Annotated in this window: 27 protein-coding genes; 20 read left to right on the top strand and 7 right to left on the bottom strand. The window is 42.1% G+C overall.

The window, feature by feature from the left end; genetic code table 11:
- Positions 1–13: 13 nt before the first annotated feature.
- Both garD and KVY11_RS04000 read right to left on the bottom strand, forming a co-directional pair.
- Positions 14–1,564: a galactarate dehydratase gene (gene garD / locus KVY11_RS04005; protein ID WP_218288176.1), complete on the bottom strand. Its 1,551-nt coding sequence runs from the start codon at positions 1,562–1,564 to the stop codon at positions 14–16.
- A gap of 74 nt (positions 1,565–1,638) precedes the next feature.
- Positions 1,639–3,000, bottom strand: a complete 1,362-nt coding sequence (locus tag KVY11_RS04000) for an MFS transporter (RefSeq protein WP_218288175.1) — start codon at positions 2,998–3,000, stop codon at positions 1,639–1,641.
- 480 nt (positions 3,001–3,480) lie between these two features.
- Here KVY11_RS04000 and kdgD point away from each other — a divergent pair, with 480 nt between their 5' ends.
- The 4 genes from kdgD (at position 3,481) to KVY11_RS03980 (ending at position 7,199) form a co-directional block, all read left to right on the top strand.
- Entirely contained in the window at positions 3,481–4,392 is a 912-nt protein-coding gene (gene kdgD, locus KVY11_RS03995) for a 5-dehydro-4-deoxyglucarate dehydratase (RefSeq protein ID WP_218288174.1), read from the top strand.
- Positions 4,393–4,423: 31 nt separating this feature from the next.
- Positions 4,424–6,010 carry an aldehyde dehydrogenase (NADP(+)) gene (locus KVY11_RS03990; protein ID WP_218288173.1) on the top strand — a complete coding sequence of 529 codons (1,587 nt, stop codon included), beginning with the start codon at positions 4,424–4,426 and terminating at the stop codon, positions 6,008–6,010.
- Between the two features lie 67 nt (positions 6,011–6,077).
- Complete coding sequence (locus tag KVY11_RS03985) at positions 6,078–6,269, top strand: type II toxin-antitoxin system Phd/YefM family antitoxin (protein ID WP_004981514.1); 192 nt, start codon at positions 6,078–6,080, stop codon at positions 6,267–6,269.
- A gap of 216 nt (positions 6,270–6,485) precedes the next feature.
- On the top strand, positions 6,486–7,199 hold the full coding sequence (locus KVY11_RS03980) for a FadR/GntR family transcriptional regulator (RefSeq protein WP_168158475.1): 714 nt from the start codon (positions 6,486–6,488) through the stop codon (positions 7,197–7,199).
- Between the two features lie 109 nt (positions 7,200–7,308).
- Here KVY11_RS03980 and KVY11_RS03975 read toward each other — a convergent pair whose 3' ends face one another.
- Positions 7,309–8,265, bottom strand: coding sequence for an NAD(P)-dependent oxidoreductase (locus KVY11_RS03975; RefSeq protein WP_218288172.1), 957 nt, complete (start codon positions 8,263–8,265; stop codon positions 7,309–7,311).
- 303 nt (positions 8,266–8,568) lie between these two features.
- A complete protein-coding gene (locus KVY11_RS03970; protein ID WP_218288171.1) occupies positions 8,569–9,237 on the bottom strand; it encodes a GntR family transcriptional regulator in 669 nt (222 codons plus the stop codon).
- A 136-nt stretch (positions 9,238–9,373) separates the two neighbouring features.
- Between KVY11_RS03970 and madL the strand changes: the two genes are divergently transcribed.
- The 9 genes from madL to KVY11_RS03925 all read left to right on the top strand — a co-directional run bounded on the left by madL (position 9,374) and on the right by KVY11_RS03925 (position 16,645).
- On the top strand, positions 9,374–9,775 hold the full coding sequence (madL, locus tag KVY11_RS03965) for a malonate transporter subunit MadL (protein WP_062035311.1): 402 nt from the start codon (positions 9,374–9,376) through the stop codon (positions 9,773–9,775).
- A 63-nt stretch (positions 9,776–9,838) separates the two neighbouring features.
- Positions 9,839–10,600: a malonate transporter subunit MadM gene (gene madM, locus KVY11_RS03960; RefSeq protein ID WP_168158472.1), complete on the top strand. Its 762-nt coding sequence runs from the start codon at positions 9,839–9,841 to the stop codon at positions 10,598–10,600.
- 21 nt (positions 10,601–10,621) lie between these two features.
- Positions 10,622–12,277 (top strand): malonate decarboxylase subunit alpha, encoded by a 1,656-nt coding sequence (gene mdcA / locus KVY11_RS03955; protein WP_218288170.1) that lies wholly within the window; start codon positions 10,622–10,624, stop codon positions 12,275–12,277.
- A 5-nt stretch (positions 12,278–12,282) separates the two neighbouring features.
- Positions 12,283–12,591, top strand: a complete 309-nt coding sequence (gene mdcC / locus KVY11_RS03950) for a malonate decarboxylase acyl carrier protein (RefSeq protein WP_218288169.1) — start codon at positions 12,283–12,285, stop codon at positions 12,589–12,591.
- Between the two features lie 3 nt (positions 12,592–12,594).
- Entirely contained in the window at positions 12,595–13,482 is an 888-nt protein-coding gene (locus KVY11_RS03945; protein ID WP_218288168.1) for a biotin-independent malonate decarboxylase subunit beta, read from the top strand.
- Between the two features lie 4 nt (positions 13,483–13,486).
- On the top strand, positions 13,487–14,203 hold the full coding sequence (gene mdcE, locus KVY11_RS03940) for a biotin-independent malonate decarboxylase subunit gamma (RefSeq protein ID WP_218288167.1): 717 nt from the start codon (positions 13,487–13,489) through the stop codon (positions 14,201–14,203).
- Between the two features lie 10 nt (positions 14,204–14,213).
- Complete coding sequence (gene mdcG, locus KVY11_RS03935; RefSeq protein WP_218288166.1) at positions 14,214–14,894, top strand: malonate decarboxylase holo-[acyl-carrier-protein] synthase; 681 nt, start codon at positions 14,214–14,216, stop codon at positions 14,892–14,894.
- Entirely contained in the window at positions 14,872–15,750 is an 879-nt protein-coding gene (mdcB, locus tag KVY11_RS03930) for a triphosphoribosyl-dephospho-CoA synthase MdcB (protein WP_218288165.1), read from the top strand. Before mdcG ends, mdcB begins: the two co-directional genes overlap by 23 nt.
- The gene (locus KVY11_RS03925; protein WP_218288164.1) at positions 15,728–16,645 is read left to right on the top strand and encodes an acyltransferase domain-containing protein; all 918 of its coding nucleotides are present in this window, start codon (positions 15,728–15,730) and stop codon (positions 16,643–16,645) included. The genes mdcB and KVY11_RS03925 overlap by 23 nt, the downstream gene beginning before the upstream one ends.
- 127 nt (positions 16,646–16,772) lie before the next feature.
- Here the strand turns inward: KVY11_RS03925 and KVY11_RS03920 are convergent, their stop codons facing one another.
- Together KVY11_RS03920 and KVY11_RS03915 are read right to left on the bottom strand one after the other, a co-directional pair.
- Positions 16,773–17,108, bottom strand: coding sequence for a gamma-glutamylcyclotransferase family protein (locus KVY11_RS03920; protein ID WP_168158465.1), 336 nt, complete (start codon positions 17,106–17,108; stop codon positions 16,773–16,775).
- A 13-nt stretch (positions 17,109–17,121) separates the two neighbouring features.
- Entirely contained in the window at positions 17,122–18,375 is a 1,254-nt protein-coding gene (locus KVY11_RS03915) for an MFS transporter (RefSeq protein ID WP_218288163.1), read from the bottom strand.
- Positions 18,376–18,471: 96 nt separating this feature from the next.
- Here KVY11_RS03915 and KVY11_RS03910 point away from each other — a divergent pair, with 96 nt between their 5' ends.
- The gene (locus tag KVY11_RS03910; RefSeq protein WP_168158463.1) at positions 18,472–19,383 is read left to right on the top strand and encodes a LysR family transcriptional regulator; all 912 of its coding nucleotides are present in this window, start codon (positions 18,472–18,474) and stop codon (positions 19,381–19,383) included.
- Between the two features lie 159 nt (positions 19,384–19,542).
- Here KVY11_RS03910 and rarD read toward each other — a convergent pair whose 3' ends face one another.
- Complete coding sequence (gene rarD, locus KVY11_RS03905) at positions 19,543–20,448, bottom strand: EamA family transporter RarD (protein ID WP_218288162.1); 906 nt, start codon at positions 20,446–20,448, stop codon at positions 19,543–19,545.
- Positions 20,449–20,556: 108 nt separating this feature from the next.
- Between rarD and KVY11_RS03900 the strand changes: the two genes are divergently transcribed.
- From KVY11_RS03900 to KVY11_RS03875, 6 genes are all read left to right on the top strand, one after another.
- On the top strand, positions 20,557–21,018 hold the full coding sequence (locus KVY11_RS03900; protein WP_184118148.1) for an Lrp/AsnC family transcriptional regulator: 462 nt from the start codon (positions 20,557–20,559) through the stop codon (positions 21,016–21,018).
- 294 nt (positions 21,019–21,312) lie between these two features.
- Positions 21,313–22,134 (top strand): hypothetical protein, encoded by an 822-nt coding sequence (locus KVY11_RS03895; protein WP_168158461.1) that lies wholly within the window; start codon positions 21,313–21,315, stop codon positions 22,132–22,134.
- A gap of 69 nt (positions 22,135–22,203) precedes the next feature.
- Positions 22,204–23,856: a nitrite/sulfite reductase gene (locus tag KVY11_RS03890; RefSeq protein WP_218288161.1), complete on the top strand. Its 1,653-nt coding sequence runs from the start codon at positions 22,204–22,206 to the stop codon at positions 23,854–23,856.
- Between the two features lies 1 nt (position 23,857).
- Positions 23,858–24,274: a CidA/LrgA family protein gene (locus tag KVY11_RS03885; RefSeq protein WP_218288160.1), complete on the top strand. Its 417-nt coding sequence runs from the start codon at positions 23,858–23,860 to the stop codon at positions 24,272–24,274.
- Entirely contained in the window at positions 24,267–24,977 is a 711-nt protein-coding gene (locus tag KVY11_RS03880) for an LrgB family protein (RefSeq protein WP_218288159.1), read from the top strand. Before KVY11_RS03885 ends, KVY11_RS03880 begins: the two co-directional genes overlap by 8 nt.
- 18 nt (positions 24,978–24,995) lie before the next feature.
- Positions 24,996–25,922, top strand: coding sequence for an HPP family protein (locus KVY11_RS03875; protein ID WP_218288158.1), 927 nt, complete (start codon positions 24,996–24,998; stop codon positions 25,920–25,922).
- Positions 25,923–26,010 lie beyond the last annotated feature (88 nt).

Raw genomic sequence — 26,010 nt, 5'->3', positions numbered from 1 at the left:
TAGCTTATAAAGTTTAGGTCACAGGGGCAGGGTTAAAGACTGCAAGTGAATTATGAATTCCCCAGTGATCTGACCAAGTTTTCTTTTCACCGCTTGCAACTTGTAAAATGAGTTCAAATAATTCCCAACCCACTTGTTCAATGCTGCGTTTACCAATCGCGATATCACCCGCGCTAATATCAATCAGGTCATACCAACGGTTGGCAATGGTGTTGCGGCTCGCCATTTTAATCACAGGAACTGCGGCTAAACCGTAAGGTGTACCACGACCTGTGGTAAAGACTTGTACAGTAATACCAGACGCCATTTGTTGTGTACCACAAATAAAGTCGCTAGATGGCGTTGCAGCAAAAATCAGCCCTTTCTTGGTTGGTTTTTGCCCTGGTGCTAACACTTCAACAATGGCAGAACTGCCAGACTTAGCAATTGAGCCCATAGCTTTTTCAACAATGTTGTTTAAGCCACCCTTTTTGTTACCCGGCGTGGTATTGGCGCTACGGTCCACTTTACCTGCGGCAAGGTAGTCATCATACCATTGCATTTCACGGATTAAATCTTTGGCAACTTGTTCATCTGCTGCACGCGGCGTTAATAAGTGGATGCCATCACGCACTTCAGTGACTTCAGAGAACATCACCGTTCCACCGCAACGTACAATCAGGTCAGAGGCAAAACCAACGGCAGGGTTAGAGGTAACACCTGAAAATGCATCACTACCACCACATTGCATGCCGACGACAAGATTTGAAGCACAAACATCTTCACGCTGGCGCTGATTCAGCTTGGCTAAATGATGTTCTGCGACTGCCAAAATATGGTCAATCATGCTTTGGAAGCCATTATGACGTTCATCTTGTAGTTGGATGATGTCTTGATCTTCAACAGGAATACGTTTGTTTTCCGCAGGAATATTCAATAAACGTTCAGGCTGCATTTTTTCACAACCCAAGCTCACCACCATTACTTCGCCACCAAAGTTTGGATTTAGCGCTAAGTTGTGGATGGTACGAATCGGAACAATTGCCGCAGGTGCATCAATCGCAACACCACAGCCATATAAATGGTTTAGACCGACGATACCGTCAACATTTGGGTATTTATGCAGTAATTCACGTTCTACGATTTTCACCACATGATCGACAATTCCTTCAACGCAGTTCACGCTGGTGGTAATTGCCAATAAGTTTTTAGTCCCGACTGAACCGTCTTTGTTTTTATAGCCTTTGAAGGTATAGCCAGAAAGGGGTTCAAGACTTGGTGCAGGGCGTGTTGCCATGTCTAACGAGTCTAAAGTTGGTGCTTCAGGCATGCGTGTTACAGCTTCATTGACCCATGAACCTGCATTTAAATCTTTATTTGCATAGCCAATAATTTCGCCGTAGCGAACAATCGGATCGCTTTCTTTTAATTCTGTTAATAAAACTTTGTGACCTTGAGGAACAGCTTCAACTAAAGTGATGTCCTGAGCCTCTACATACGTACCTTGCGCAAGACCACCATCGTTCACCACGATCGCGACGTTGTCTTGCGGATTAATTTTGATGAGTAGTGGTCTCTGTTGCATGATCGTTCCTTGTAAAAATATTGCTGTAGAGCTAGCTTTGAAATTCGCTAGCTCTAAGTTGTTAAATGTGGGGATTAGTTTGCAGTGGTTTTCAATTGGAAACGTTCAATTTTGCCGACCATGAGTAAGTAGCAAAGTAGCGCAATTACGGCATGAATACCTACAAATACCAAGGCATTATTGAATGAACCTGTTGAACTGATGATGTAACCAATTACGATTGGAATCACGATACCCGCAGTATTACCAAAGGTATTGAATAGACCACCTGAAAGACCAATCATTTCTTTTGGTGCAACGTCTGACATAACTGCCCAACCTAAAGAACCAAAGCCTTTGCCGAAGAAAGCAAGTGACATAAAGAAAATAATGGCGGTATGTGAATCTACATAGTTACAAATCACAATACTGGTTGATAAAAACAAGCCAAGAATAATCGGCAACTTACGAGCGAAAGTTACTGAACGATTCATCTTGATCAGTTTGTCGGAAACTAAACCACCTAAAATACCACCGATAAATCCACACAATGCTGGTGCAACTGCGGCAAAACCGGCTTGTAGAATAGTCATATGGCGTTCTTTCACAAGGTACACAGGGAACCAAGTTAAGAAGAAATAGGTCAAACAGTTAATACAATATTGCGCAATGAATATCCCCAGTAACATACGTGAAGAAAGTAACTGCTTAATATCTGCAAAAGAGGCTTTTTTCTTCTCTGCAGTATTGTGTTTATCTTCACCCATATTTACCAAACCACCACCTTCTTTGATGTAGTCAAGTTCGGCAGGATTAATACTTGGATGATTGACTGGGCTATAAATAACTTTCAACCACACAAATGACATCACAATACCTAGACCACCCATGATCCAGAAAATAGATTGCCAGTGGACTTGTGCAACAAGCCAGCCCATGAATGGAGCGAAAATAACCGTTGCGAAATATTGTGCAGAGTTAAAAATTGCAGCAGCCGTACCGCGTTCTTTGGTCGGGAACCATGCAGCCACGATCTGACTATTTCCAGGGAACGCAGGGCTTTCCGCTAAACCAACCATAAAACGCAATAAAAATAAGACACTAATGACTGCGCCAGTGCTGCCGAAAATATCAGAGAAGCCAATAAGAACGGTGAATAATGACCATAAGAAAATACTGCCGAAATATACTTTTCGTGCGCCGTACTTATCGAGTAACCAACCACCTGGAATTTGTCCAATCACGTATGCCCAAGCAAACGCAGAGAAGATATATCCCATCGTCACAGAGTCAATACCTAACTCTTGTGTCATTGGTGAAGCAGCCATTGAAAGGGTTGCACGATCACCATAGTTTAATGAGGTGATAATAAAGATCATCGCTAAAATAAAATAGCGGGTCTTTTTGTGACTAGCCGTAGTAGCGGCAGCGGCACTTTGCGTTTGTAAATTTTCCATACACAAACTCTTCTATCCGTAACCTAATTTGTGCGCAATCAAATTAGAGTGACTTCATGTCTATTTAACGAAATAGGTATTTTTTCATCATGATTAAATACCGATTTCTTCCAAAATGCTCAAAGCAGTCTTTAAAGATGTATGACATCTTATGATTATTTTGGAATTGTTTGCAATTTGTTTTTTTGAAGTTTTGGGTTGTTGTTTATTAAACTATTGAAAATTAATAAATTAAATAAATTTGGAGGTGTGATGACTGAGTGATTGGATTAAATTTGAGTTATTTTTATGCACCTAACCAAGTATTTTATTCTTTTTTAAAAGAGAATTGAATCATCAATTAGTTGAATAAGTATAGATTTTCTTGCTTTTGATGCATATTAGCGGCGCTTTTCGAGACTTTCGCACAAAAAAGATTGGACTTTTCAATTTTATGTTGTAGGATGTCAGACAACTTATAGATGACTACGGAGAGTTACAATGGAAGCAGTTGAGTTAAAGAGTATTATTTCTGACGGTTTACTTTCTTTCCCAGTAACTGACTTTGACAAAAATGGCGATTTTAACAAAGCAACCTATGCAAAGCGTTTAGAGTGGTTAGCACCTTACGGTGCAAGTGCACTTTTTGCTGCAGGTGGTACTGGTGAGTTTTTCTCATTAACTGGCAATGAATATTCTGAAGTCATCAAGACTGCGGTGGATACTTGTAAGGGCAGTGTGCCAATTATTGCAGGTGCGGGTGGTCCAACTCGTCAAGCGATTGCACAGGCGCAAGAAGCAGAACGTTTGGGCGCTCAAGGTATTCTTTTGATGCCGCACTATTTAACTGAAGCGAGCCAAGAAGGTTTGATCGAACACGTTAAACAAGTGTGTAACTCTGTAGACTTCGGTGTAATTTTCTATAACCGTAGCGTATCTCTTTTAAATCTTGATTCATTACAACAATTAACAGAAGCGTGTCCTAATCTGATTGGTTTTAAAGACAGTTCAGGTCAAATCGACATGATGACTGGTATTACACAAACTGTAGGTGATCGTTTATCTTACTTAGGTGGTTTACCAACTGCTGAAGTATTTGCAGCACCATACAAAGCACTTGGTTGCCCAGTGTATTCATCTGCAGTGTTTAACTTTATTCCAAAAACTGCAATGGAGTTCTACAACGCAATTCGTGCCAACGATACAGCTACAACTGATCGTTTAATCAAAGATTTCTTCTTGCCGTTAATCCAAATCCGTGACCGTAAAGCAGGTTATGGCGTAAGTATGATTAAAGCTGGCGCGAAGATTATTGGTTATGACGCTGGTCCTGTACGTCCACCATTAAGTGACTTAACGCCAAAAGACTACGATGATTTAGCAGCATTAATTGCGACTTTAGGTCCGCAATAAGTTTTATAAATTTAGGCATTGGAGTTTATTCATGGCAATTAATAATGGTAAGCAATTTATCAATGGTCAGCGTGTAGCAACACATGCACCTGCAATTGAAAGCATTAACGCAACCGACTACCAACTGACAGGTTATGTCTACAGCCAAGCAACGCTTGAAGAAGTCGATGCTGCTGCAAAAGCTGCGGAAGCTGCTTTCGCTGTATACAGCCAAACAACTCAAGAGCAACGCGCTGAATTTTTAGAAGAAATCGCAGTACAAATTGAAGCTTTGGGTCCAAAACTTCAAGAAGTTGCATCGTTGGAAACAGGCTTACCTTTGGCTCGTTTGCAAGGTGAAACAGGTCGTGTAACAGGTCAATTGCGTTTATTTGCTCAGTTGTTACGTCGTGGCGATTTCTATGGCGCACGTATTGATCCTGCATTGCCAGAACGTAAGCCAATGCCTCGCGTTGACCTTCGCCAATGCAAAGTGGCTGTAGGTCCTGTTGCAGTATTTGGTGCAAGTAACTTCCCATTGGCGTTTTCTACCGCTGGTGGTGACACGGTTGCAGCTTTGGCTGCGGGCTGTCCTGTAGTGTTTAAAGCTCACTCAGGTCATATGGCAACTGCGGAACTGGTTGGTGAAGCGATTGAAAAAGCCATTGTGAACTGTGCGATGCCAGCGGGTACATTCAATATGATCTTTGGTGGTCGTATTGGTGCGGATTTGGTGGCACATCCACTGATTCAAGCTGTAGGCTTCACAGGTTCTTTGGAAGGTGGTATGGCGCTGTATAACATTGCGCAAAACCGCCCACAACCCATTCCTGTATTTGCTGAAATGTCGAGCGTGAACCCAGTTGTGGTGATGCCACAGGCATTAGCTGCACGTGGTGCACAAATTGCACAAGACACGGTTGCTTCATTTAACATGGGTTGTGGTCAATTCTGTACCAAACCGGGTTTAATTTTAGGCGTGAAAAGCCCTGAGTTTGATCAGTTTGTTCAAGGCTTAATTGCACATACACAGCAAGCTGTGCCACAAGTGATGTTGAATCCAGGTACTTTAAAAAGCTATCAACAAGGTCTTGCTGAGTTAAAAACCGAAGCTGGCTTTGAATTGATTGCTCAAGGTCAAGAAGCGACGTTGATTTCACAAGCATCAGCGAACTTGTTCCAAGCAGACCAAAGTGTGTTATTGGCAGGTAATGCTAAATTGCAGCACGAAGTGTTTGGTCCAATGTCGATTGTCGTTGCAGTGGATGATGAAGCAACCTTATTACAAGGTCTTGAACAATTGGCTGGTCAATTGACTGCAACCATTATTGGTGAAGATGCTGAATTGGCTACAGCAGCTCAATTGTTGGCATTGTTTACCCGCAAGTCAGGTCGTGTGTTGTTTAACGGCTTCCCGACAGGGGTAGAAGTGTCTGATGCGATGGTACATGGTGGTCCATTCCCTGCAACCAGTGATGCACGTGGAACTTCTGTAGGTACGGGTGCAATTGAGCGTTTCATGCGTCCAGTGTGTTATCAAAATACCCCACAAGCTCTGTTGCCAGCAGCGCTTAAAGATGAAAATCCATTACAAATTAATCGTTTGATTAATGGTGAATTGACTAAAGCAGCACTTTAATTCAATGGATTAAACAAAAGCCACGCTGTGATTGATCATGGCGTGGCTTTATTTAGGACAGTATTCTATGGAAAGTTTTAATTGCAGTAATGCTAAAGCGCTGTTGTCCATGATTATGGATAAAGCAGTCGCGGGTGATCCTGTCGAAATCACCCGTAAAGGCCGAGAGTCTGCGGTCATGATCAGCAAGGCTTCCTATGAGGCTTATAAAAAAGCAGAATTTGAGGCGAAATTTCCAAAACAGTCCGAATCTTACTGAAGGCTTTGGGCTTCAAAATATAGTGCCCGAGCATGTCAGGCGTGTATTTCCTTTTTTGAATAAACAGTGTTAGTTTGAATGGCAGGATCAGACTGATATGATGTATCCCCACTCCCGATAACAACTGAAGTCCAAACAACTTACTATAGGACTATTGGGTCGGGTTATAGTAAACTAAGTCTCTAATTTTCCAATATTTGGTGAGTCTCTTTCATTATGTCTAGTGCGATTAAATCTAGATCAACAAAAAAATTAAGCCAAATCATCGTCGCGCAATTGATTGAAAAAATTCAATCAGGAGACTTTACGGTTGGAGAAAAAATTCCGACAGAACTTGAACTGATTGAACAGTTTGAAGTGAGTCGTTCGGTTATTCGAGAGGCTATTACCGAATTACGTTCTCTCGGTTATGTCGAGACCCGTCATGGCATTGGTACTTTTGTCAAAGAACATTCTATTGAACAAAATTTTTTACTTTCAAATGCCAGCCTAGAAACCATCAATGACATTGTGGCCTTACTGGAATTGCGGATTAGTTTGGAGTCAGAGGCAGTATTTCTTGCTTCGGAACGCCGTAAACAAGTGCATATCGATAAAATGAAAGTAGCATTGGATGACTTTGAAAAGCATATTTCATCTGATGTGAATGACGGTACAGTGAAAGCTGATTATGACTTTCATATTGCAATTGCCGAGGCATCTGAAAATCAATATTTTGTTGATTTTCTGAAATACTTAGGTGAAAAAATTATTCCGCGCGCGCGAGTAAAATCCATTGAACACAGCCCTGTGAATCGTGAAGATTATTTAAAAACAGTACACCATGATCATGTCAATATTTTCAATGCGATTGTAGATCAAGATGGACTTTTGGCGCGTCAAATGATGCGTGCTCATCTATCAAAAAGCATTAAAAAGTTTAAGCAATAGTTTTATGACTTAACGACGATTAAAGTTCTGATATAAAAAAAAGCAGCATGACTTAATTCGAGTCTGCTGCTTTTTTTATTGATACAAAGCCTATTGAAGCATGGTGTATTTAAACAAGATTTTGTTCTACACCCTGCATATTTTGATTGATATTACTTTGTAAAATGTCAAATAAACGTTGCTGTGCTTCGTCTGTACCCCAAGCAATATGTCCAGTAATCACGACATTGGCATGCTGGCATTGCAGTTGGAGTAGCGGATGGTCATCGGTTGGGGGTTCTTGATTCAATACATCAGCACCAAAACCTGCAATTTTTTTGCTTTCAATTGCTGTAATCAGATCGGCATCATGCACTAATCCACCACGTCCGACATTAATTAAAATACTTTTGTCTTTCATTAACTTGAATACAGAAGCATCAATCATATGTTGAGTTTCAGCATTTAACTCACAGTGTAAAGACAAAATATCTGCTTGTTGTACAGCTTGCTCAAATGGCACATATCCATCACGGCATTGCGCCGCATTTTTACGCTCACTAAAAATGACTTTCATGCCAAATGCTTCGGCTTTTTGCGCTAGCGATAAGCCAATTTCACCTTTACCCATGATGGTTAGGGTCTTGTTTTTAAGTTCACCCATTGGGGCAGCAAGATAAAATGAACTGTGGCCATTTGACCAGAGACCTTGTTTAACGCCATCAACTTGTTGGTTAAAGTTTTTAATTAGGTTGATCATTAAGGTGAACGCATGTTCAGCAACGGCATCGCCAGCATAGCCACGGATATTACAGACTTGAACGCCATGTTGTTTGAGCAGAGGCAGATTGACGTGGTTAAAGCCAGTTGAGCAGAGTGCGAGGAGCTTTAGATTGGGATTGTTGGCTAAAACTTGTTCATTAATATTTAAATCACTAATGATAATGACATCTTGATCATGGACTTGTGTTTGAAACTGCTCTTGATCGAGTTGCTGAAATTCGCTGTATTGCACAGGAAAATCGAATTGAAATGCTTGATCAATTAAGACATATTTTTCGGCACAGGTTACTTTGAGAGTCGACATAAGAAGTATTCAACATAAAACTAAATATAAGACATCATATGTCATATGAGTGCTGATTTCTATATCACATCATCATACGCAGGGCAGTTGCGAATCGTTCAAGCCATTTCTTAATTTTAACTCGATGAGTTTCTAGGAAGGAGATGTATCTGATACTGCTCTAATCAAGGCACTCATCAAGAAAAAATACCAAGAAATCGATACATATTTCTTGGTATTTATCTTCGCTACATAAATGGTCTGAAACATGGAGCTAAACATCAAAAGCATGAACAACTCAGCTCAAACAAGTCCAGATTCTAGTTAAGTATTTAAATGTTCTAAGGTTGAAATAAAGTCCGTAAATTTCTCACCTTGAATCACCACATGCGCTTTCAGCAAAGCCTCAGCTTCTTGTTCATCCCCTGCAAAAATGGCCTCTAAAATTGCGCTATGTTCTGAAAATGAATGATTCATTCGATGGTTAACGCGGAGTTGTAGGCGACGGTACGGGTGCAAACGTTTGTGTAAAGTACAGGCTTGTTCAATTAAAAAGGCATTATGACTGGCTTGATAAATGGCAAAGTGAAATAAACGGTTGGCCTCATAATAATTTTCTGAATCGTTCTGATTTAAATAGTCTTGGCATAACTGATGTAAGCGCTGTAACTCTTGCTTTTCTTCAGGTTGAATGCGCCGTGCTGCTAAACGTCCACACATGGCTTCTAATTCAGCCATCACCTCGAACATTTCACAAAGGGTAAGTGAATTAATGGCTGGAATAATTGCACCACGACGTGGGCGAATTTCAACTAAACCTTCAGCGGCCAATAGCTTTAATGCCTCACGAATCGGAGTGCGTGAAGCACCATAGCGTTCGCAAAGCTCTTGTTCATCTAGCTTAGTCCCAGGTAGGAAAAAGCCATAAATAATATCATCCTCTAACTTTTTACTAATTTGAATAGAAAGAGGAAGTTCCGCAATTGAAGTCATACATCACCAAAAATTGTATACAATTTATGTTTATTTGAGTACAAATCATTGTACACTGGATACAGATAAGCTATAACTATAGCAAATTATAAGTCAGATTATTAGAAGCGCTGCATGATCCAGGGAGGATTCAGCAATGATTATTTACGGAACAGCCATATTGGCAGTCTGCCATTTACTTGGTGTTTATCTAGGCAATGCCCTCGGGATTGCTCTTGGTGTGCAAGCCAATGTAGGTGGTGTGGCCATTGCCATGATTTTATTAATTCTATCGAAGGAACTATTAGCGAAACGTGGGCACTTACCACAAGTGACTCAATTTGGTGTGTTGTACTGGTCAGGTATGTATATCCCGATTGTGGTTGCCATGTCGGCAGGTCAAAACGTAGTTGCTGCTATGTCGGGCGGGATGTTAGGTCTGATTGTTTCGCTTGCATCTTTGATTGGTACCGTCTTGGTGATTCGTTGGTTGAATAAATCCAGTGGCGATTATGACAGCTATGAATGGGCTGTAGAGCAGACTGAAAAAGCCGCTTAAGGACAAGGGTGTTGTCTTAACACGAAATAACAATCAGTTGTACGGTTACAAGGAAGAAACGCAATGGAAGAAATAATTACGGTTTTTACCAAAAATGCCCTCGTCGCGGCGCTCGCAGTGACTGGGTTGATGATGTATGTGTCGCATCTTTTGTCGAAATATCTTACCAAAGGGAAGTTACAAAGCTCAGCCATCGCCATCACCATGGGGCTAGTTTTGGCTTATTTCGCTGGGATTTATACTCAAGGTGAAAAGGGCATTTCAGATATCGCCATTTTCTCAGGTTTTGCTTTACTCGGTGGTGCCATGATTCGTGACTTGGCCATTGCATCAACGGCGTTTGAAGTCGACGTCAAAGAAGTGAAAAAAGCAGGAAAGGTGGGCTTGATCGCGCTTGCACTGGGCTGCGTGATTCCATTTTTGATTGGTGCAATGGTGGCGTGGTTGATGGGCTATAAAGATCCCGTTTCGATGACCACGATTGGTGCAGGTGCGATGACCTATATCGTTGGACCAGTAACAGGTTCAGCCATTGGTGCAAGCTCAGAAGTGATTGCATTATCGATTGCAATTGGTTTGATCAAGGCGGTGTTTTTCATGGTGGGTACGCCGTTGTTCGCAAAATTTATGTATCTCAAAAGTCCACGTTCTGCCATGGTTTTTGGTGGAATGGCAGGGACGACTAGTGGTACAGCAGCAGGTTTGGCAGGAACTGATGTGCGTTTAGTACCCTATGGTGCATTGGTCGCAACCTTCTATACCGGTCTTGGTTGCTTACTTGGACCCTCTGTATTTTTTCTCACAATTAATGCCATCTTCGGCTAAGCACAGCATAAAGGTGACCCCATGAACCAAATGGTTAAGACGCGCTTATGGGATAAGCAGCGCACCCGTAGACAAGAAAAGTTGAATCTTGCCAAAGAAAAAGGCTTTGCAAAACAAGTTGAGCATGCTCGGGTGATTGAACTTTTGGAAACGGTAATTTCCAGTGGTGATCGCGTTTGTTTAGAAGGTAATAACCAAAAGCAGGCCGACTTTTTGTCAAAGAGTTTAAGTCAGTGTAATCCAGAGGTGGTTCATGACTTACATATCGTGCAGTCAGTATTGGCTTTACCGAGTCATATTGATGTCTTTGAAAAAGGCATTGCTTCTAAGGTCGATTTTTCCTTTGCAGGCCCACAAAGTTTACGTCTAGCACAATTGGTTCAGCAGCAAAAAATCAGTATTGGTTCGATCCATACTTACCTCGAGCTGTATGGGCGATACTTTATCGATCTGACGCCAAATGTCTGCTTGATTACGGCACATGCGGCCGACCGTGAGGGCAACCTCTATACAGGTGCGAATACCGAAGATACGCCCGCGATTATTGAAGCGACAGCATTTAAAAGCGGCATTGTGATTGCGCAGGTTAATGAAATTGTCGATAAGTTACCGCGTGTGGATGTACCTGCGGATTGGGTCGATTTTTATATCGAAAGTCCCAAGTATAACTATATAGAACCGTTGTTTACCCGTGATCCTGCACAAATTACTGAAGTGCAAATTTTAATGGCGATGATGGTCATTAAAGGCATCTATGCGCCTTATCAAATTCAACGTTTAAACCATGGTATTGGTTTTGATACCGCGGCGATTGAATTGTTACTGCCTACCTATGGGGCATCCTTAGGACTAAAGGGACAGATTTGTACCAATTGGGCTTTGAATCCGCACCCGACTTTAATTCCAGCGATTGAAAGTGGATTTGTCGATTCGATCCATAGCTTCGGTTCTGAAGTGGGGATGGAAGACTATATTAAAGAACGTCCAGATGTCTTTTTTACAGGTAGTGACGGCAGCATGCGTTCCAATCGTGCTTTTAGTCAAACTGCGGGTTTATATGCCTGCGATCTCTTCATTGGTTCGACTTTACAGATTGATTTACAAGGCAACAGTTCTACGGCAACTGTAGACCGTATTTCTGGTTTTGGTGGTGCACCGAATATGGGCTCTGACCCGCATGGACGCCGTCATGCCAGTTATGCCTATACCAAAGCAGGGCGTGAAGCGGTCGACGGCAAACTCATTAAAGGTCGCAAACTAGTAGTGCAACTGGTCGAAACGTACCGTGAACATATGCATCCTGTTTTTGTTGAAGAGTTAGATGCATGGCAGTTGCAGGACAAAATGGAGAGCGAACTCCCGCCCATCATGATTTATGGCGAAGACGTAACCCATATTGTGACGGAAGAAGGTATTGCCAACTTGCTGTTATGTCGTACTTCAGAAGAACGTGAACAAGCCATTCGTGGTGTGGCTGGTTATACCACAGTGGGGATGCAGCGTGATGAAGCCAAAGTGGAAGAGTTACGCCAGCGCGGCATTATTCAACGTCCAGAAGATTTGGGTATCGATCCAACACAGGTCAGTCGTGATTTGTTGGCGGCAAAATCGGTGAAAGATTTAGTTAAATGGTCGGGTGGTTTATATAGTCCCCCAAGTCGCTTTAGAAACTGGTGATCGACATGGAAAAGTTAAAATTTGAATTACAATCCGCACCGCTGAGCGCTGAACAAGCGGCTGTTATTTGTGGTGTCGTTGGTTCTGGAAATTTAGAAGTTTTGGTTTCACAGCATGATCAAGCGGATATTTGTCAGATTGAAGTCACGACATCAGCCGTCGGTTTTCAACATGTTTGGCAGTCTGTGCTGAATGAGTTTGTACAACGTCATGCAGTAGCAGGGCTTAAATTTCAGTTAAATGATATGGGCGCGACCCCAGCGGTGGTGAATCTACGCTTAAGCCAAGCAATATCTATGTTTAAGGGAGTATAGAACATGGATCAAGTGATGCTCAAAAACAGTTTTTATGAAAAAACCGCACGTGCGCGTATTCAAGCAGTTGTTGATGCTCAGAGTTTTAATGAAATTTTAAAGCCGACTGAAGTTGAAGTCAGCCCACACCTGTCTGCTTTGGGTATTCCAGGTAGTTTTGATGATGGCGTGATTATTGGTACAGCGCGTGTAAACGGAACACCCGTGCATATTATGGCCCAAGAAGGTCAGTTTATGGGTGGGGCTGTGGGTGAAATCCACGGGGCAAAAATTGTCGGTCTCTTGCATAAAGCCATTCAAGATCAAGCGCAAGCGGTACTATTTTTTGTCGACTCAGGCGGCGTGCGTTTGCATGAAGCCAATGCTGGTCTCATTGCCATTTCCGAAATTATGCGTGCCATGTTGCAGGTAAGAAATGCGGGGATTCCCATTATTACCGTGATTGGTGGCACCTGTGGCGCCTTTGGTGGTATGGGCATCAGTGCCTGTTTGAGCAGTGCCATCATCATGACGGAAGAAGGGCGTTTGGCACTGTCTGGCCCAGAAGTGATTGAAACAGTGAAAGGCGTCGAAGAGTTTGACTCGAAAGACCGTGCTTTGGTTTGGCGCGTTACAGGCGGTAAACATCGTTATTTACTGAACCATGTACAGGCTTTGGTCGAGGATGATATTGCAGATATTTGTGATGCGATTTTAACACAACTAGACGCCAAGGCTGCTTCTTTAGATTTAGAACAATTATTGCAACAGCAGCAACAGCTTGAGCAGCAGTACCAACGCTGGTTTGGTAAAAATGATGGTTTACAGATTTGGCATGACATGGGAATTTCACAGCCAGAAAAAATTCCGATGTTGTCTGCCCATGAAGTTGTGTTGTTAAAGCAAGGATGAGGTCATGAATACAGAATTACTTTTACAACAGTTGTTTCCGCGTCAACTGGATTATCAGATCGAAGGTTATGTGATTAAGGGCAATGCTCAGACGGACGCAGGTCCAGTACGGATTTTGGGTACAGTTAATGCAGCACCTATTAATCAAGACATTGCTATTCAATTATCCTCAGAAATTTTGAAATTGGTACAACAAGGCAACAAAACTCCCGTGGTCTTTATTGTCGATACGCAAGGTCAAGATCTTTCCCGTGCCGATGAGTTATTGTGCTTAAACCGTACCTTCGCGCATTTGGCATCTTGTGTTGACCTACTGCGCCGTAGTGGACATGCCAACCTTGCGATTATTTTCGGTCAAGCGGTCAGTGGCGGCTTTCTCTCTTATGGACTCATGGCAAACGAAGTTTATGCACTCAGTGATTCGCAAGTGAAAGTCATGGACTTAAACGCGATGGCACGGGTCACTAAAATTCCAGTCGAAAAGTTAAAAGAACTTTCCCAAAGCTCAGCTATTTTTGCCCCAGGGGCAGAAAACTTTTACAAAATGGGCGCAATCAATGCCATTTGGCCAGATTTGGAGACAGACTGGGTCAGCCAAGCATTGTTAAATCAACAACAACATCTTGAGGTTTTTCTGACAGATCAACGCCGTGTGGTGGGGCAGCAGCGTCAAGGGCGTGTGCTGTGTAATACTATTATTGAGAAAGTTGTCCACAGTTAAGGAAGCAGATATGGATCGTCATGACTTAGCTTATCTTCGTGATTCAGCAACCCTACATTTTTTAGATGTTTCTTTACCAGAAACAGTGAAACACAAGGTGTATCAGCTGCTGAGCCAATATATTCCAATGACCGTTTGTCGGCAGGAAGATATGGATGCGAGACAAGTGAAGCTGGCGATCAACTGCTTGGTTGAGGGTTATAAATATCGTGTGGCGTGCTTAGTAGAGAAACACGAGATCAAGCAGATTACTCGACCGCTTTCTCTACAGGCTTTGTTAGAAACTGACTCGCAGATCTTACAAGCTAAAGTGCTGAGTGATTTTGCAGATAACTTAGAACAATTGGGCTGCAAAGTATATGTTTATGGTTCCTATGCCTATCAGTCTCTTACGCAGGAGGCTTATGTCAGGCCGACTTCAGACTTAGATCTGTTGTTGTATCCACAGCATCAACATGATGTACCAGAAATTTTACAGTGCATTCAACGAGTCCAAACCCAGAGTTCTATGCGCTTGGATGGCGAGATTCAAATCCATCCGGACTGGCATGTGTCATTTAATGAATTAATTGCTGTTTTTCCTGAAAAGAACCAGCAAGTGATTGTCAAAGGAATTCAGCGTGTCGAGATGCTGAGATTAGAACAATTATTCGAAGGGAAGCTTGAATATGCAAATGCTACAACCGCATGAAGTTTTATGTCCGAACATTATCAGTACTGCTGAAACATTAGACCATTTGGCATGTATGGCGTTATTGGATGAAGCCAGTTTAGAACATAAGCCCGGTTTGGTTTGTCCAAGTTCGCAGGGTAGTCATTGTGATATGGACTTTAGCTTGTTCCAATGTAGTGTGGATGCTTTACAGGGCTATTTTCAGGCGCAATGTTTAAATGGGTATCGCGATGCCGATTTTGAAGAGATTCGACAGTGTGGCATTTTAGCTGAACAAAAAATGATGACTGCCACTCAGCAGATCAATACGCATAAAGGGGCAATTTTTAATTTGGGTTTTGCTAGCGCCGCAGTAGGGAAATGCTTAATAGCGGATAGTTCGTTGAATGCAGGCTCAATCAGTCAAAAAATTCAAAGCACTTGGCAGGATGAGCTGTTACATCATTTAGAGCGAAATCCCAACAGTCATGGGCAACGCATGCGGAGTCAATATGGCATCACAGGGGCGATTGAAGAAGTGGCTTCAGGTTTTAAAACGGTGATGGATGTTGCCTTGCCAACGTATATCGACATTTACACCAAAACGGCCAATGCACAGCAGGCTTCAATTCAGACTTTATTCAGTCTTATGGCTTATGTACAAGATACCAATATTGTTTGGCGCGGTGGTTTATCTGCCTTATATATTGTGCAGGATCTAGCTAAGCAGTTTTTGGGCCGTGGTGGTGTGTTACAACACAATTGGATGCAAGATGTGGCTAAAGTGGAAGATTATTTCGTTCAGCATCGCTTAAGTCCGGGGGGCAGTGCTGATTTATTGGGGGTGACTTTGTTCATGCTGAAGGTGGAACATGAATTTCGCAATCATATTTAGTGGGCAAGGACTCCAAAGCTTAGCGCATGTGCAAGAGCTGCTGACTCTGGCCGGTGAGCTTCATGTATCAGATATTTTAAAGCAGCATTTGCCGAAGCTATTTTGTTCCGATTTAACCGAAGCGGATCTGTATCCGAATGAGTTCGCGCAGCCTTTTATTTTTGCTTTGCAATGGTGTCGTTGGCAAAAGTTAAAACCTGAGATTGAAGACCTTATGAGCTTCTCAGGTTATTCACTCGGAGAGTTAAGCGCACTTATTTGTGCTACGCAGATAGGCCTAGAGCAAGGCCTGTATTTAGCCCAGCAGCGTGCCTCGTTGATGTCTTCAGCCACTCAGCACGCAAGTGGCTTAATGGCCGTTCAAGGTATCAATCTTAATACGCTTGAACCGTTGTTGACTGAAACGTCAACCGCACTTTCCATCAAACTGAGTGATAGTAGTTTTGTTGTGGGGGGGGATGATGCCAATTTACAGCAGCTGGCTCTGCAACTCGAATTACGAGGAACACGTTTTGTTAAACGCTTGAATGTCACCATAGCATCGCATACCGTCTGTATGGATGCTGCAGTTCAGCCGTATCAACAGGTTTTACAGCAGCAACACTTTGCTCGTTTATGCACGGCCATGATTAGTGGTTCGGGTGGACATAAGTTTTTTAAGACCACAGATGCAGTGAATGCGTTGATTCACCAAATGAATCATGCGATTGATTGGGATGCTTGCTTAAGTGCAATACAAGAAAATCAGCCTGATGTCGTGTTAGAAATTGGGCCGGGCAGCGCCTTAAGTAAAATGCTATTAGAACGCAATCCAAATTGTATCGTACGTGCGGTGGATGATTTTAAAAGTTGGTCTGGGTTGCAGGCATGGTTAGAAAAACAGAACTTGGCATGAATTGGATAATGCGTATCAAGGATTCAAAATTTGCAGTACTTGAATATTAGGAAATAACATTCAAATACCGCACAATTTTTCGATGTATGCACAACATTTATACGCTAACGATATGATGTCATGCTTTTTATGTATTTGGGTTTAACGCATAGAGATAGGCCTGTTGCGTCTGCCCATTCTCTAAAGTGACTTCAGTTAAAACACGCTGATATTCACTTCCTTCAAACTCATCCAAGCTGTTCCACAGCGTATCTAATTGCTCTGAACTAAACATATATCCATCAACAGTTGGTCCATCTGGGCTTAGCATTAGCCCAGGAAAGCCAAGTTCTGCTCCCCAACCCGCTTTCTTAAGCAAACCTTTCACAGAGCCTTTGCTCCATGTACCGCCAAGCGCTTCTAAAATATGAGCATTGGGTTTGTTTGGCCCTAAGGTGCCGTAGACAAATAAGTGTTGTTGCATGATGTAGATGTTCCTAATGGGTAACAGATGGAGAATGAAGTGGTTTTATTGAAAAAATGACAACGAGTGCAAGCAAAATCAGAAAAATATTTAATATAACGATGCCATTCCAGCCATGGCTTTGCCAGATATTTCCGCCATACGCACCCACAATGCTTGAACCTAAATAATAAAAAAGCAGATACAAGGAAGTGGCATGACCTTTATTGGATGTTGCGAGCTCTCCAACACGACTGCTGGCAATGGCATGGGCAATAAAAAAGCCAGTGGTCACACAGCCAATCCCGAGAATAATCAAAAACAACGAGGCAGAAAGAGTGAGTAGTACCCCTAAGAGCATGCACAAAAAGCCCAAAATCATTACCTGCTTTTTGCCTATTCGGTCTGTAATATTGCCTGCAATCGAAGAGGAAATAATACCCAAACTATAAGATAAAAAAATGAGGCTAATCTGGGTTTGGCTTAAATGATAAGGTGCTGCAAACAGTCTGAAGGTGACATAGTTAAACAGCGTGACAAATACACTGGTGAGTAAAAAGCCAATCCCATAGATTTTTAATAGGCGAGTATGACTTAAGTGTGCATACCATGCATGTAGATGGAACTTAAAAGAGATACCTTGCTGGGCAATGAAATTTCGTGAATTGGGTAAGAATTTCAAAAAACCAAACGCACAGAACAGACAAATGCCGCCGAGAATGGCCATGGAAATACGCCACGAGAAAAACTCGGTCAAAATGCCCATGCCAACACGTCCCATCATGCCGCCAAATGCTGTGCCTGCAATATATAGCCCCATGGTTTTACTTAGGTTTTTGGGACTAATTTCTTCTGCAATCCAAGCCATGGCAACAGCGGGAACTCCACCTAGGACAAAACCTTCTAAGCTTCTTGAAACCATGAGCACATGCCAACTCGGTGAAACCGCGCATACCACATTGAGTATAGAAGCCAAAAGCATAGAGAAAAACATCAGACCTTTTCTGCCCAATGTTTGTGAAAAGGCACTGGATAGCACGATCGACATAGCTAAAAAGCCTGTGGTTAAGGACAGTGCTAGAGCACTTGAACTGGGTGCAATATGGAAACTCTGACTTAAGTTCGGTAGTAAGGGCTGTACGCAATAGATCAGTGAAAAACTGGCAAAGCCCAACAAAAACAGCGCCATGCCCGCTCTTTTATACTCAACTGTACCTTGGCTGATGGTCTGTGGAATCGGCTGTTGAGGGCTAGACCAATCTGCTTCTAGTGAAGAGCTCAGTTTCATGACTTGGTTGATTTAAAATGGAGAGAAGCTTCATTTTAATAACTACATGAATATATGTATAATATATATAACTCAATAATGGTATAGCTTTAATATATGGAGTTGCGCAATATTCAATATTTTATTGCTATCGCGGAAGAGCAAAGTTTCTCTAAAGCAGCCTTGCGTCTTGGCATAAGTCAGCCGCCGTTGAGTATGCAAATTAAAAAATTGGAAAGAGAAATCGGTGTAGAACTTTTTTATCGCTACTCTCATGGTGTAGCTCTGACACCAGCAGGGGAAACTTTTCTTAAAATGGTTTTACCTGTTCAGAACCAACTGAAAAATGCGGTGAAATTGACCCAAAGTACGGCCAATGGCGAATTGGGAGAACTACGCCTCGGTTTTACAGGCACTTCAATTTTAAACTCTTTAATTCCGACAGCCATTCAAGCATTTCAACAGCAATATCCTCAAGTAAATTTGGTGTTAAAAGAAGCCAATTCTTTGATTTTGATTGAAAGTTTATTGAATAATGAATTAGACATTGCGATTGTGCGGCCACCTGCGCAGTATCCTAATGCCATTACGATTCGTAATTTGATCGATGAAAAATTGATTGCAGCCTTGCCGATTCAATATCCCGCAAAAGATGAGGTGATAGATTTGGCAGAGTTTAAGTATGAAAACTTTATTGTCTCACCACCAGAGGTGAGTGCGGGGCTGTATGCCGCGATTTTAAATAGCTGCCAACAGCATGGCTTCACGCCCAAAATTGGACAGCAAGCCCCTCAGATTGTTTCGATTCTATCGTTGGTTGCGGCGAATTTGGGCATTTCTTTGGTGCCTGAATCTACCCAACAGCTCAAAATTGAAGGGATTAAATATAAATACCTGAAGAATAAGACCGCGACGATTGGACTCGGTATTGCGTTCAAGGCGGATTTGCATAGCCAACCTGCAATCAACTTTTCCAGTTTATTGAATAGTATTGTGAGGCAGCATCATCATTTAAAAGGTTCGCTGTAATTCACTCTATGTCGTTTTAAATATGAAGTGTCAGCACGTCACTCGCGGAGTCAAATAGCCATTTAAATAGGATCAGAAAGTCAGTACTCGATTCAGCACCAAAGCATGCCTAGACGGCTAAATTTAAGCGATCTAGAGGAAAATATGCATAAAAAATGCCTATATCACTAATTTACGATTCTTTTTAAAGCTGCGTAATCCTTCAAGCATGAGGGTAAAAACTGCGAGCCAAATGGCGATATAGGTTGGCCATTCTGCTGAAGTAATGCTTTCCCCTAAGGCGATTGAAACCGCCACTAACAATATCGGTTCAACATAAACCAACAGTCCAAACAGACTTAAGTTTAAATGCGGGGCAGACAAGGATTGAAATGCTAAAGCCAACGCACTGATTAGTCCAAGTCCTGAAATGAGCCAAAGCGTATGTGAGCTTTCAGATAGGCTTTCTGTGACGATACTGCCTTGCATGATAAAGAAAATACATACTGGGAGACTCAGCATCATGTCAAACCAAAGTCCACCTATATTATTCGTCTTCGTTTTTTGTCTGAGCCAAAAATAGATCGGATAACCTAAGCAAATCAGCAGAGTGGGCCAACTCAGTGTTTGAGAAATCGCCAATAGGTTAAAGATCCCCAGCACTGCAAAAATACAGGACAGTTGCTGAAAGCGTGACATTCGCTCTTTAAAGGCAATCCGACCGACAATCACCATGCTAATCGGCATCATAAAATAACCGAGTGAAACATCCAGTCCATAGCCATGACTGGGTGCCCACATAAACAGCCACAACTGAATCCCAATTAAAAACGAAGATAAAATTCGCGTTAAAAAGAAAAAGCGCTCTTGGTAGAAACGGCGATAAATAACAACCACCTGAGACCAATTGCCTTTGAGCCAAATAAAAAGTGTTAGACATGGAATAGTCAATACAATGCGCCAGCCGTAAATTTCTGTACCTGCCAGTGTGCCCAAAAGTGAGGTATAGGCAAACATTAAAGCAAATAACACCGAGGCCGTGATATTTAAGCTAATGCCAAGTGCTGTATTAGGATGCGTAGACATAGGCAGTTTTAAAACAGGATGAATGGATAATATTTTATTGCAATACTCTTGATAAAATGGCTTGTAATCATTAGTTTGGATGAGAAAATTTCTCGCAGGAAGCTGCTCATGCAATTAGATAAGTTTGATTTCGCTTTATTGGAGCATCTGCAAAAAGATTGCTTAACGCCGCTCCGAGAGTTGGCTGATTTAGTGCATTTATCAACGGCCTCGGTACAACGTCGCATTCAAAAATTAAGAGACAGTGGCTATATTATTGGCAATACCGCGGTGCTTGATCCAGACAAATTGGGACAAGTGATTACAATTTTTGTTGAGGTTCGCGTCAATCAAACCCATGTGACAGACCTTGACGAGTTGAAAACGAGTTTTTCAATTCCAGAAGTACAGCAATGTTATTACGTAACCGGTGAGGCAGATTTTATGTTGGTACTTTTGGTACCCAGTATGAGTCGGTTTCAAGCCTTATGTGATCAGCTTTTTCATCATAATGCCAATGTGCAATGGTTTAAAACCACCGTTGTGTTAGAACGGATCAAAACAACTTTAGAGGTGTCTTGTCAGCCCTAACTTTTATTCTCCTTTCTATATTCCACCTTATATTAAATGGCTAAAGGGTTTGCTTGAAATAGCAAAAGAGAAGAGTCGTTTCTGAATTTTTAGGCACTCAAAATAACGCCATGATGGGATTGGCTTTTATTTAAATAGCGAATTTATTTTCTAATTTTGATGGCTTTGTACCCGTAAAACTTGAGAAGGTGGCACGCTGTTATAGTTTTTTCAAGCCTTACTGTAGCTACTCATTCACACCAAACTAGCTGAAAATTTGACTCAAGAAGAGATCACAATCTTGATGGTGGCGTAATGTTTATAACACAGCAACTAAATACAATTTCTGAATTGGTTGAGGGGCAGGGTCTTTCGGATCAACTGCAACATCTACTTGCGCAGCAGTATTTAAACTTAGAAGCGACTTTGCTGCGTGCTAAAGTTTTACGAGATTTTTCAAGCGCTAAAGTTCAGTATATCGTGCAGTCTGCCATTCAAGCAGAACACGCGGAGGTCGCATTTTTATTTGCGCCTTTTATCTTGGCAAATTTGAACCATCCTGTGATTTATAGCAGCCCTGCAACGCCAACCGTACTCAATATCCTCAATCGTTACTATCAAGCAGAGCAAAAACAAAACCTAAAAATAGATGATGTGCTTGAGGCACTCAATGTTTATTTAGATTTGAGTGATAGCGTATTTAATGATGTCGATTTTTTCTATTTTTCATTGATCAAAGCGCTATGTCGCACTGATGTCTCGCAGATTTTTTTGGTGACATCATTGGTGCTCAATACACAAAAACTCGCAGAGCTGGAACAGTTTTTTAAAGTCAAAATTAATTATATTTCTACCCATCCACAAGATGCCATCATCGACAGTAGTGAATGGAATATGCGGAAATTGTTCTTTAAAAACAAAGATCAGCAATATATCGATTTATGTGAAAAATTCGCCACATTGAATGCGCAGTTATTGTTGAGCTATGGCAGTTATAACCAGCAGCAAGCGATGCAGTTGGTTGAAGATATGTTCTATGCCGAGCATATTTATGAAAAGTTATCGGTCTATGCCGAGTATATGCAGACCTGTCTACAACATGGCGTGTCCCGAAAGCAGGCGACGTTTTTTGCCTAACTTGCATTTTTGATGCGCCATTCAAAACAGCTTTTCTTTCATATTGATGCATATACCTAGGTCTTCCCCATGTTTTTATATACAGACTTTGATCAAAATTTATTGAATGAACGTGTCGCACAGTTTCGCGACCAAACCCAGCGTTATTTAGAGGGAAAACTGACCGAAGAAGAATACCGCCCCTTACGCTTACAAAATGGTTTATATGTTCAACGCTATGCTCCCATGCTACGTTTGGCAGTGCCTTATGGCTTAATGAACTCAGCACAATTGCGGAAGGTGGCTGAGGTTGCGCAGAAGTATGACCGTGGTTATGCACACATTTCTACGCGTCAAAATATTCAATTGAATTGGCCGCAGCTTGCAGATGTCCCCGATATTTTGCAGGAACTCGCTACGGTACACATGCATTCTATTCAGACCAGTGGCAACTGTATTCGAAACACCACCACAGACCAGTATGCAGGTGTAGTTGAGGGCGAGCTCACAGACCCGCGTCCCACCTGTGAACTGATTCGCCAGTGGAGTACCTTCCATCCTGAGTTTTCATTCCTACCACGTAAATTTAAAATTGCGGTTTGTGCACACCCTGAACAAGATCGTGCTGCCACAACTTTCCATGATGTTGGGGTCTATCTGGTAGAAAATGAAGCGGGGGAGTTGGGTTATCAAATTAAAGTCGGTGGTGGGCTTGGACGCACCCCTTTAGCGGGACATGTCATTAAGCCATTTTTAGCCCGTGAAGATTTAATTGCCTATTTAGATGCGATCATGCGCGTATATAACTTGCATGGTCGCCGTGATAATAAATACAAAGCACGTATTAAAATTTTAGTGAAAGCCCTGACTCCAGCGGGCTTTGCAGAAAAAGTGGAAGCTGAGTTTGCACATACTCAGACTTTGCTCAAAGTTCAGCCCAGTGTTTTAGCGCAAATGGATGCCGTATTTCGACCGTTTGCCTATGAAGCTTTAGATGCGGAAAATTTTGAGGCGTTGTTCCAACAGTATCCGAAGTTTAAACACTGGTTCAATATCAATACCCATGCACATAAAGTCGCGGGCTACCGCATAGTCACAATCAGCTTAAAACGGGCGGGTGTAGCACCGGGCGATATGACTTCCGATGAAATGCGTTTAATTGCAGATTTGGCTGACCAATATACTTTCGGTGAGCTGCGAACCACGCATGAGCAAAATATTGCCTTAACCGATGTACGCCAAAAGGATCTGTTTGAACTGTGGCAAGTCTTAGATCGTGGCAATTTGGCTCGTGCGCATATTGGCTTTCTGACTGACATGATTTGCTGTCCGGGCGGCGATTTTTGCTCCTTGGCAAATGCCAAATCCATTCCGGTGTATGAAGCAATTGCTCGCCGTTTTGATGATTTGGATGCTTTATATCATTTAGGCAAGGTTGATTTGAACATTTCAGGCTGTATGAATGCGTGTGGACACCACCATGTCGGCAATATTGGCATCTTAGGTGTCGATAAAAAAGGCGCTGAATATTACCAAATTAGCTTAGGCGGTAACTCAGATCATGATGCGTCCATCGGTGATATTTTAGGGCCATCATTTCCTGCAGAAGATATTCCCGATGTGCTTGAAGAAATTCTGAATACTTATCTGGATTTGCGTTTGGAGCATGAATCTTTTTTAGAAACCTACAAACGTGTCTCGATCCAGCCGTTTAAAGATCGGGCTTATGCGGACATAAATTGAGATGTTGGACGACCGAACTCGGCTGAAGAAGTTAAAAACTGCGAGCTGCCAAATCATCATTATTTTGGCTGTTTGGAGCTGTGCTTATGTCTTGCAAAAGCTGTTGAATTTACCTGTGGCATCAGGGGTACTTGGTTTTTTTCTGCTGTTGTTCTTACTTGAAATGAAATGGTTGAAATTAGCCCACGTTGAACGCGGTGCCGATCTGTTACTGGCGGAATTACTGCTGTTTTTCATTCCGCCAGTGGTTGGCGTGATTCAATATCAAGATTTATTGATTGCCAGTGGTTGGAAAATTCTGCTGGTGATTTTAATCAGCACCGCTTTGGTGATGATGGTTTCTGTATATAGCGTGCGGTTGTTGTTAAAGCAGCCAGTGCTAAATCAAGAATCAAAACAGGAAGATCAGAATGACTGAATGCTGGGGGATTTTTTACTTGGTTTGGACTGTGCTGTGCTATTTCATGGCAAAGCAGCTTTTTGTTCGAACCCAAAAAATCTATTTATCTCCGATTATTGTCGTTCCTAGCTTGAGCATCATACTGATCTTTCTTTTACAGCATCAGTTCCAAGACTATTACTTTTATACCCAATATTTGGTGGCCATGCTCGGCCCAATTACGGTGGCTTTTGCGATTCCTGTATTTCGTTATCGCCGCATGATTCAGCAACATTTTAAAGTGTTGCTCTTCAGTTCTAGTCTCGCCATGTTGGTGGGTATTTTCAGCAGTTGGTTTTTGGCGAGCCTATTGGACTTTGATGACATCGTTAAAAATAGCCTGTTGGCGCGTTCCATTTCGATTCCTTTTGCTTTGGTGCTCACCGAAAAACTCGGGGGCTCCATCAGCCTGATTCCGCTATTTACCGTAATTACAGGTTTGGTCGGTATGTTGTTGGGAGACATCCTTTTGCTTTGGATGAAATATAAAAATCACCTTGCTTCGGGTGCAGCACTAGGTAATGCCGCACATGCTATGGGCATAGCTCGGGCAAGACAGCGGCATGAGTTGGAAGGCGTCATTGCCAGCCTCTCGATGATTATTTCAGGAATCATTATGGTGCTATTTGCGCCATCGCTGATTGCAGTGACGAAGTATTTACTTGGCTTTATATCTTTTTAAATCAATAAGGAATCGAATATGAATCCTATGTCACATGCAAAGACAATCTTAAGCCCCAAAAGCTATCTTGCGGCCTTTGTCTTTATAGTACTCATGGTGGCGGCTGCCTATGGACTGAATGATCGTGAAATTATTCTGCCTGAAATGGCGGCGATGGCCGTTGGGCTGTGGGTCTATCGAGATAAACAGTGGCTGAATCAGCCAGATAAAATTTTTATTTTACCCAGTTTGACCGCTGTTATCGGCTTCAGTATTAATTTGATGCCGATTTCATATCTGTTCAAACTGGTTTTAGTTCTCTGTGCCATGTTGCTCGTGATGCGGATGTTTAACTATATATTACCGCCCGCACTGGCCACAGGTTTCTTGCCGATTGTGACCCAAGCCTATGAAATATCGTTTTTGATTTCGATTTTTGCCACCAGTTTTATCCTGATGTTGGGTGTTGTGCTCTTTAAACTGAACCAAGGCGTGGAGAGAAAAGGCAATTTTGATCGACGAAAAATAGGTGTATATGCCAGTATTACTTTAATTGGTTTTGCACTCGCTGCTGTTTTCAAGATTGAAGCGATGGCACTGATTCCGCCGATTACAGTGGTGGTGTACGAATCATTAAATATGATGATGTATTCGTTGAAAATGTGCCTTAAGCAGGTTGCTGTGTTGACACTGTCGATTTCAATGGCCGTGTTTATGCAGTTGTGGATTCAAGATTGGATCTTGCTCACCCTAATATACATGCCCTTGATGTTCCTTTTGCTCAAGCTCTTTGATATGCGCATTCCTGCAGTATATGTCTTTCCATTTTTGGTCTTTGTATTTCCACAAGACAGTGTGATGCATTTACCCATGGCATCCGGCCTGATGGCAGGTTTTTCACTTGGCTGTGTCTATATCTATCGTACCTATTTTCAAAATATGAGTGCTGAGAAATCCTATACCTAGCTTGAGAGGAATGACATGATCCGATCTGATCATGTCATTTATCTCTGGGATGGTGATATTTACCGTATGGGCAGTGAGTCTCTTCAAA

The organism is Acinetobacter sp. CWB-G5, from assembly GCF_019209785.1.
In the GTDB taxonomy this organism is placed as follows: domain Bacteria; phylum Pseudomonadota; class Gammaproteobacteria; order Pseudomonadales; family Moraxellaceae; genus Acinetobacter; species Acinetobacter johnsonii.
Note: the sequence above shows the minus strand (reverse complement) of the source record. Positions and strands in the feature narration are given on the sequence as shown.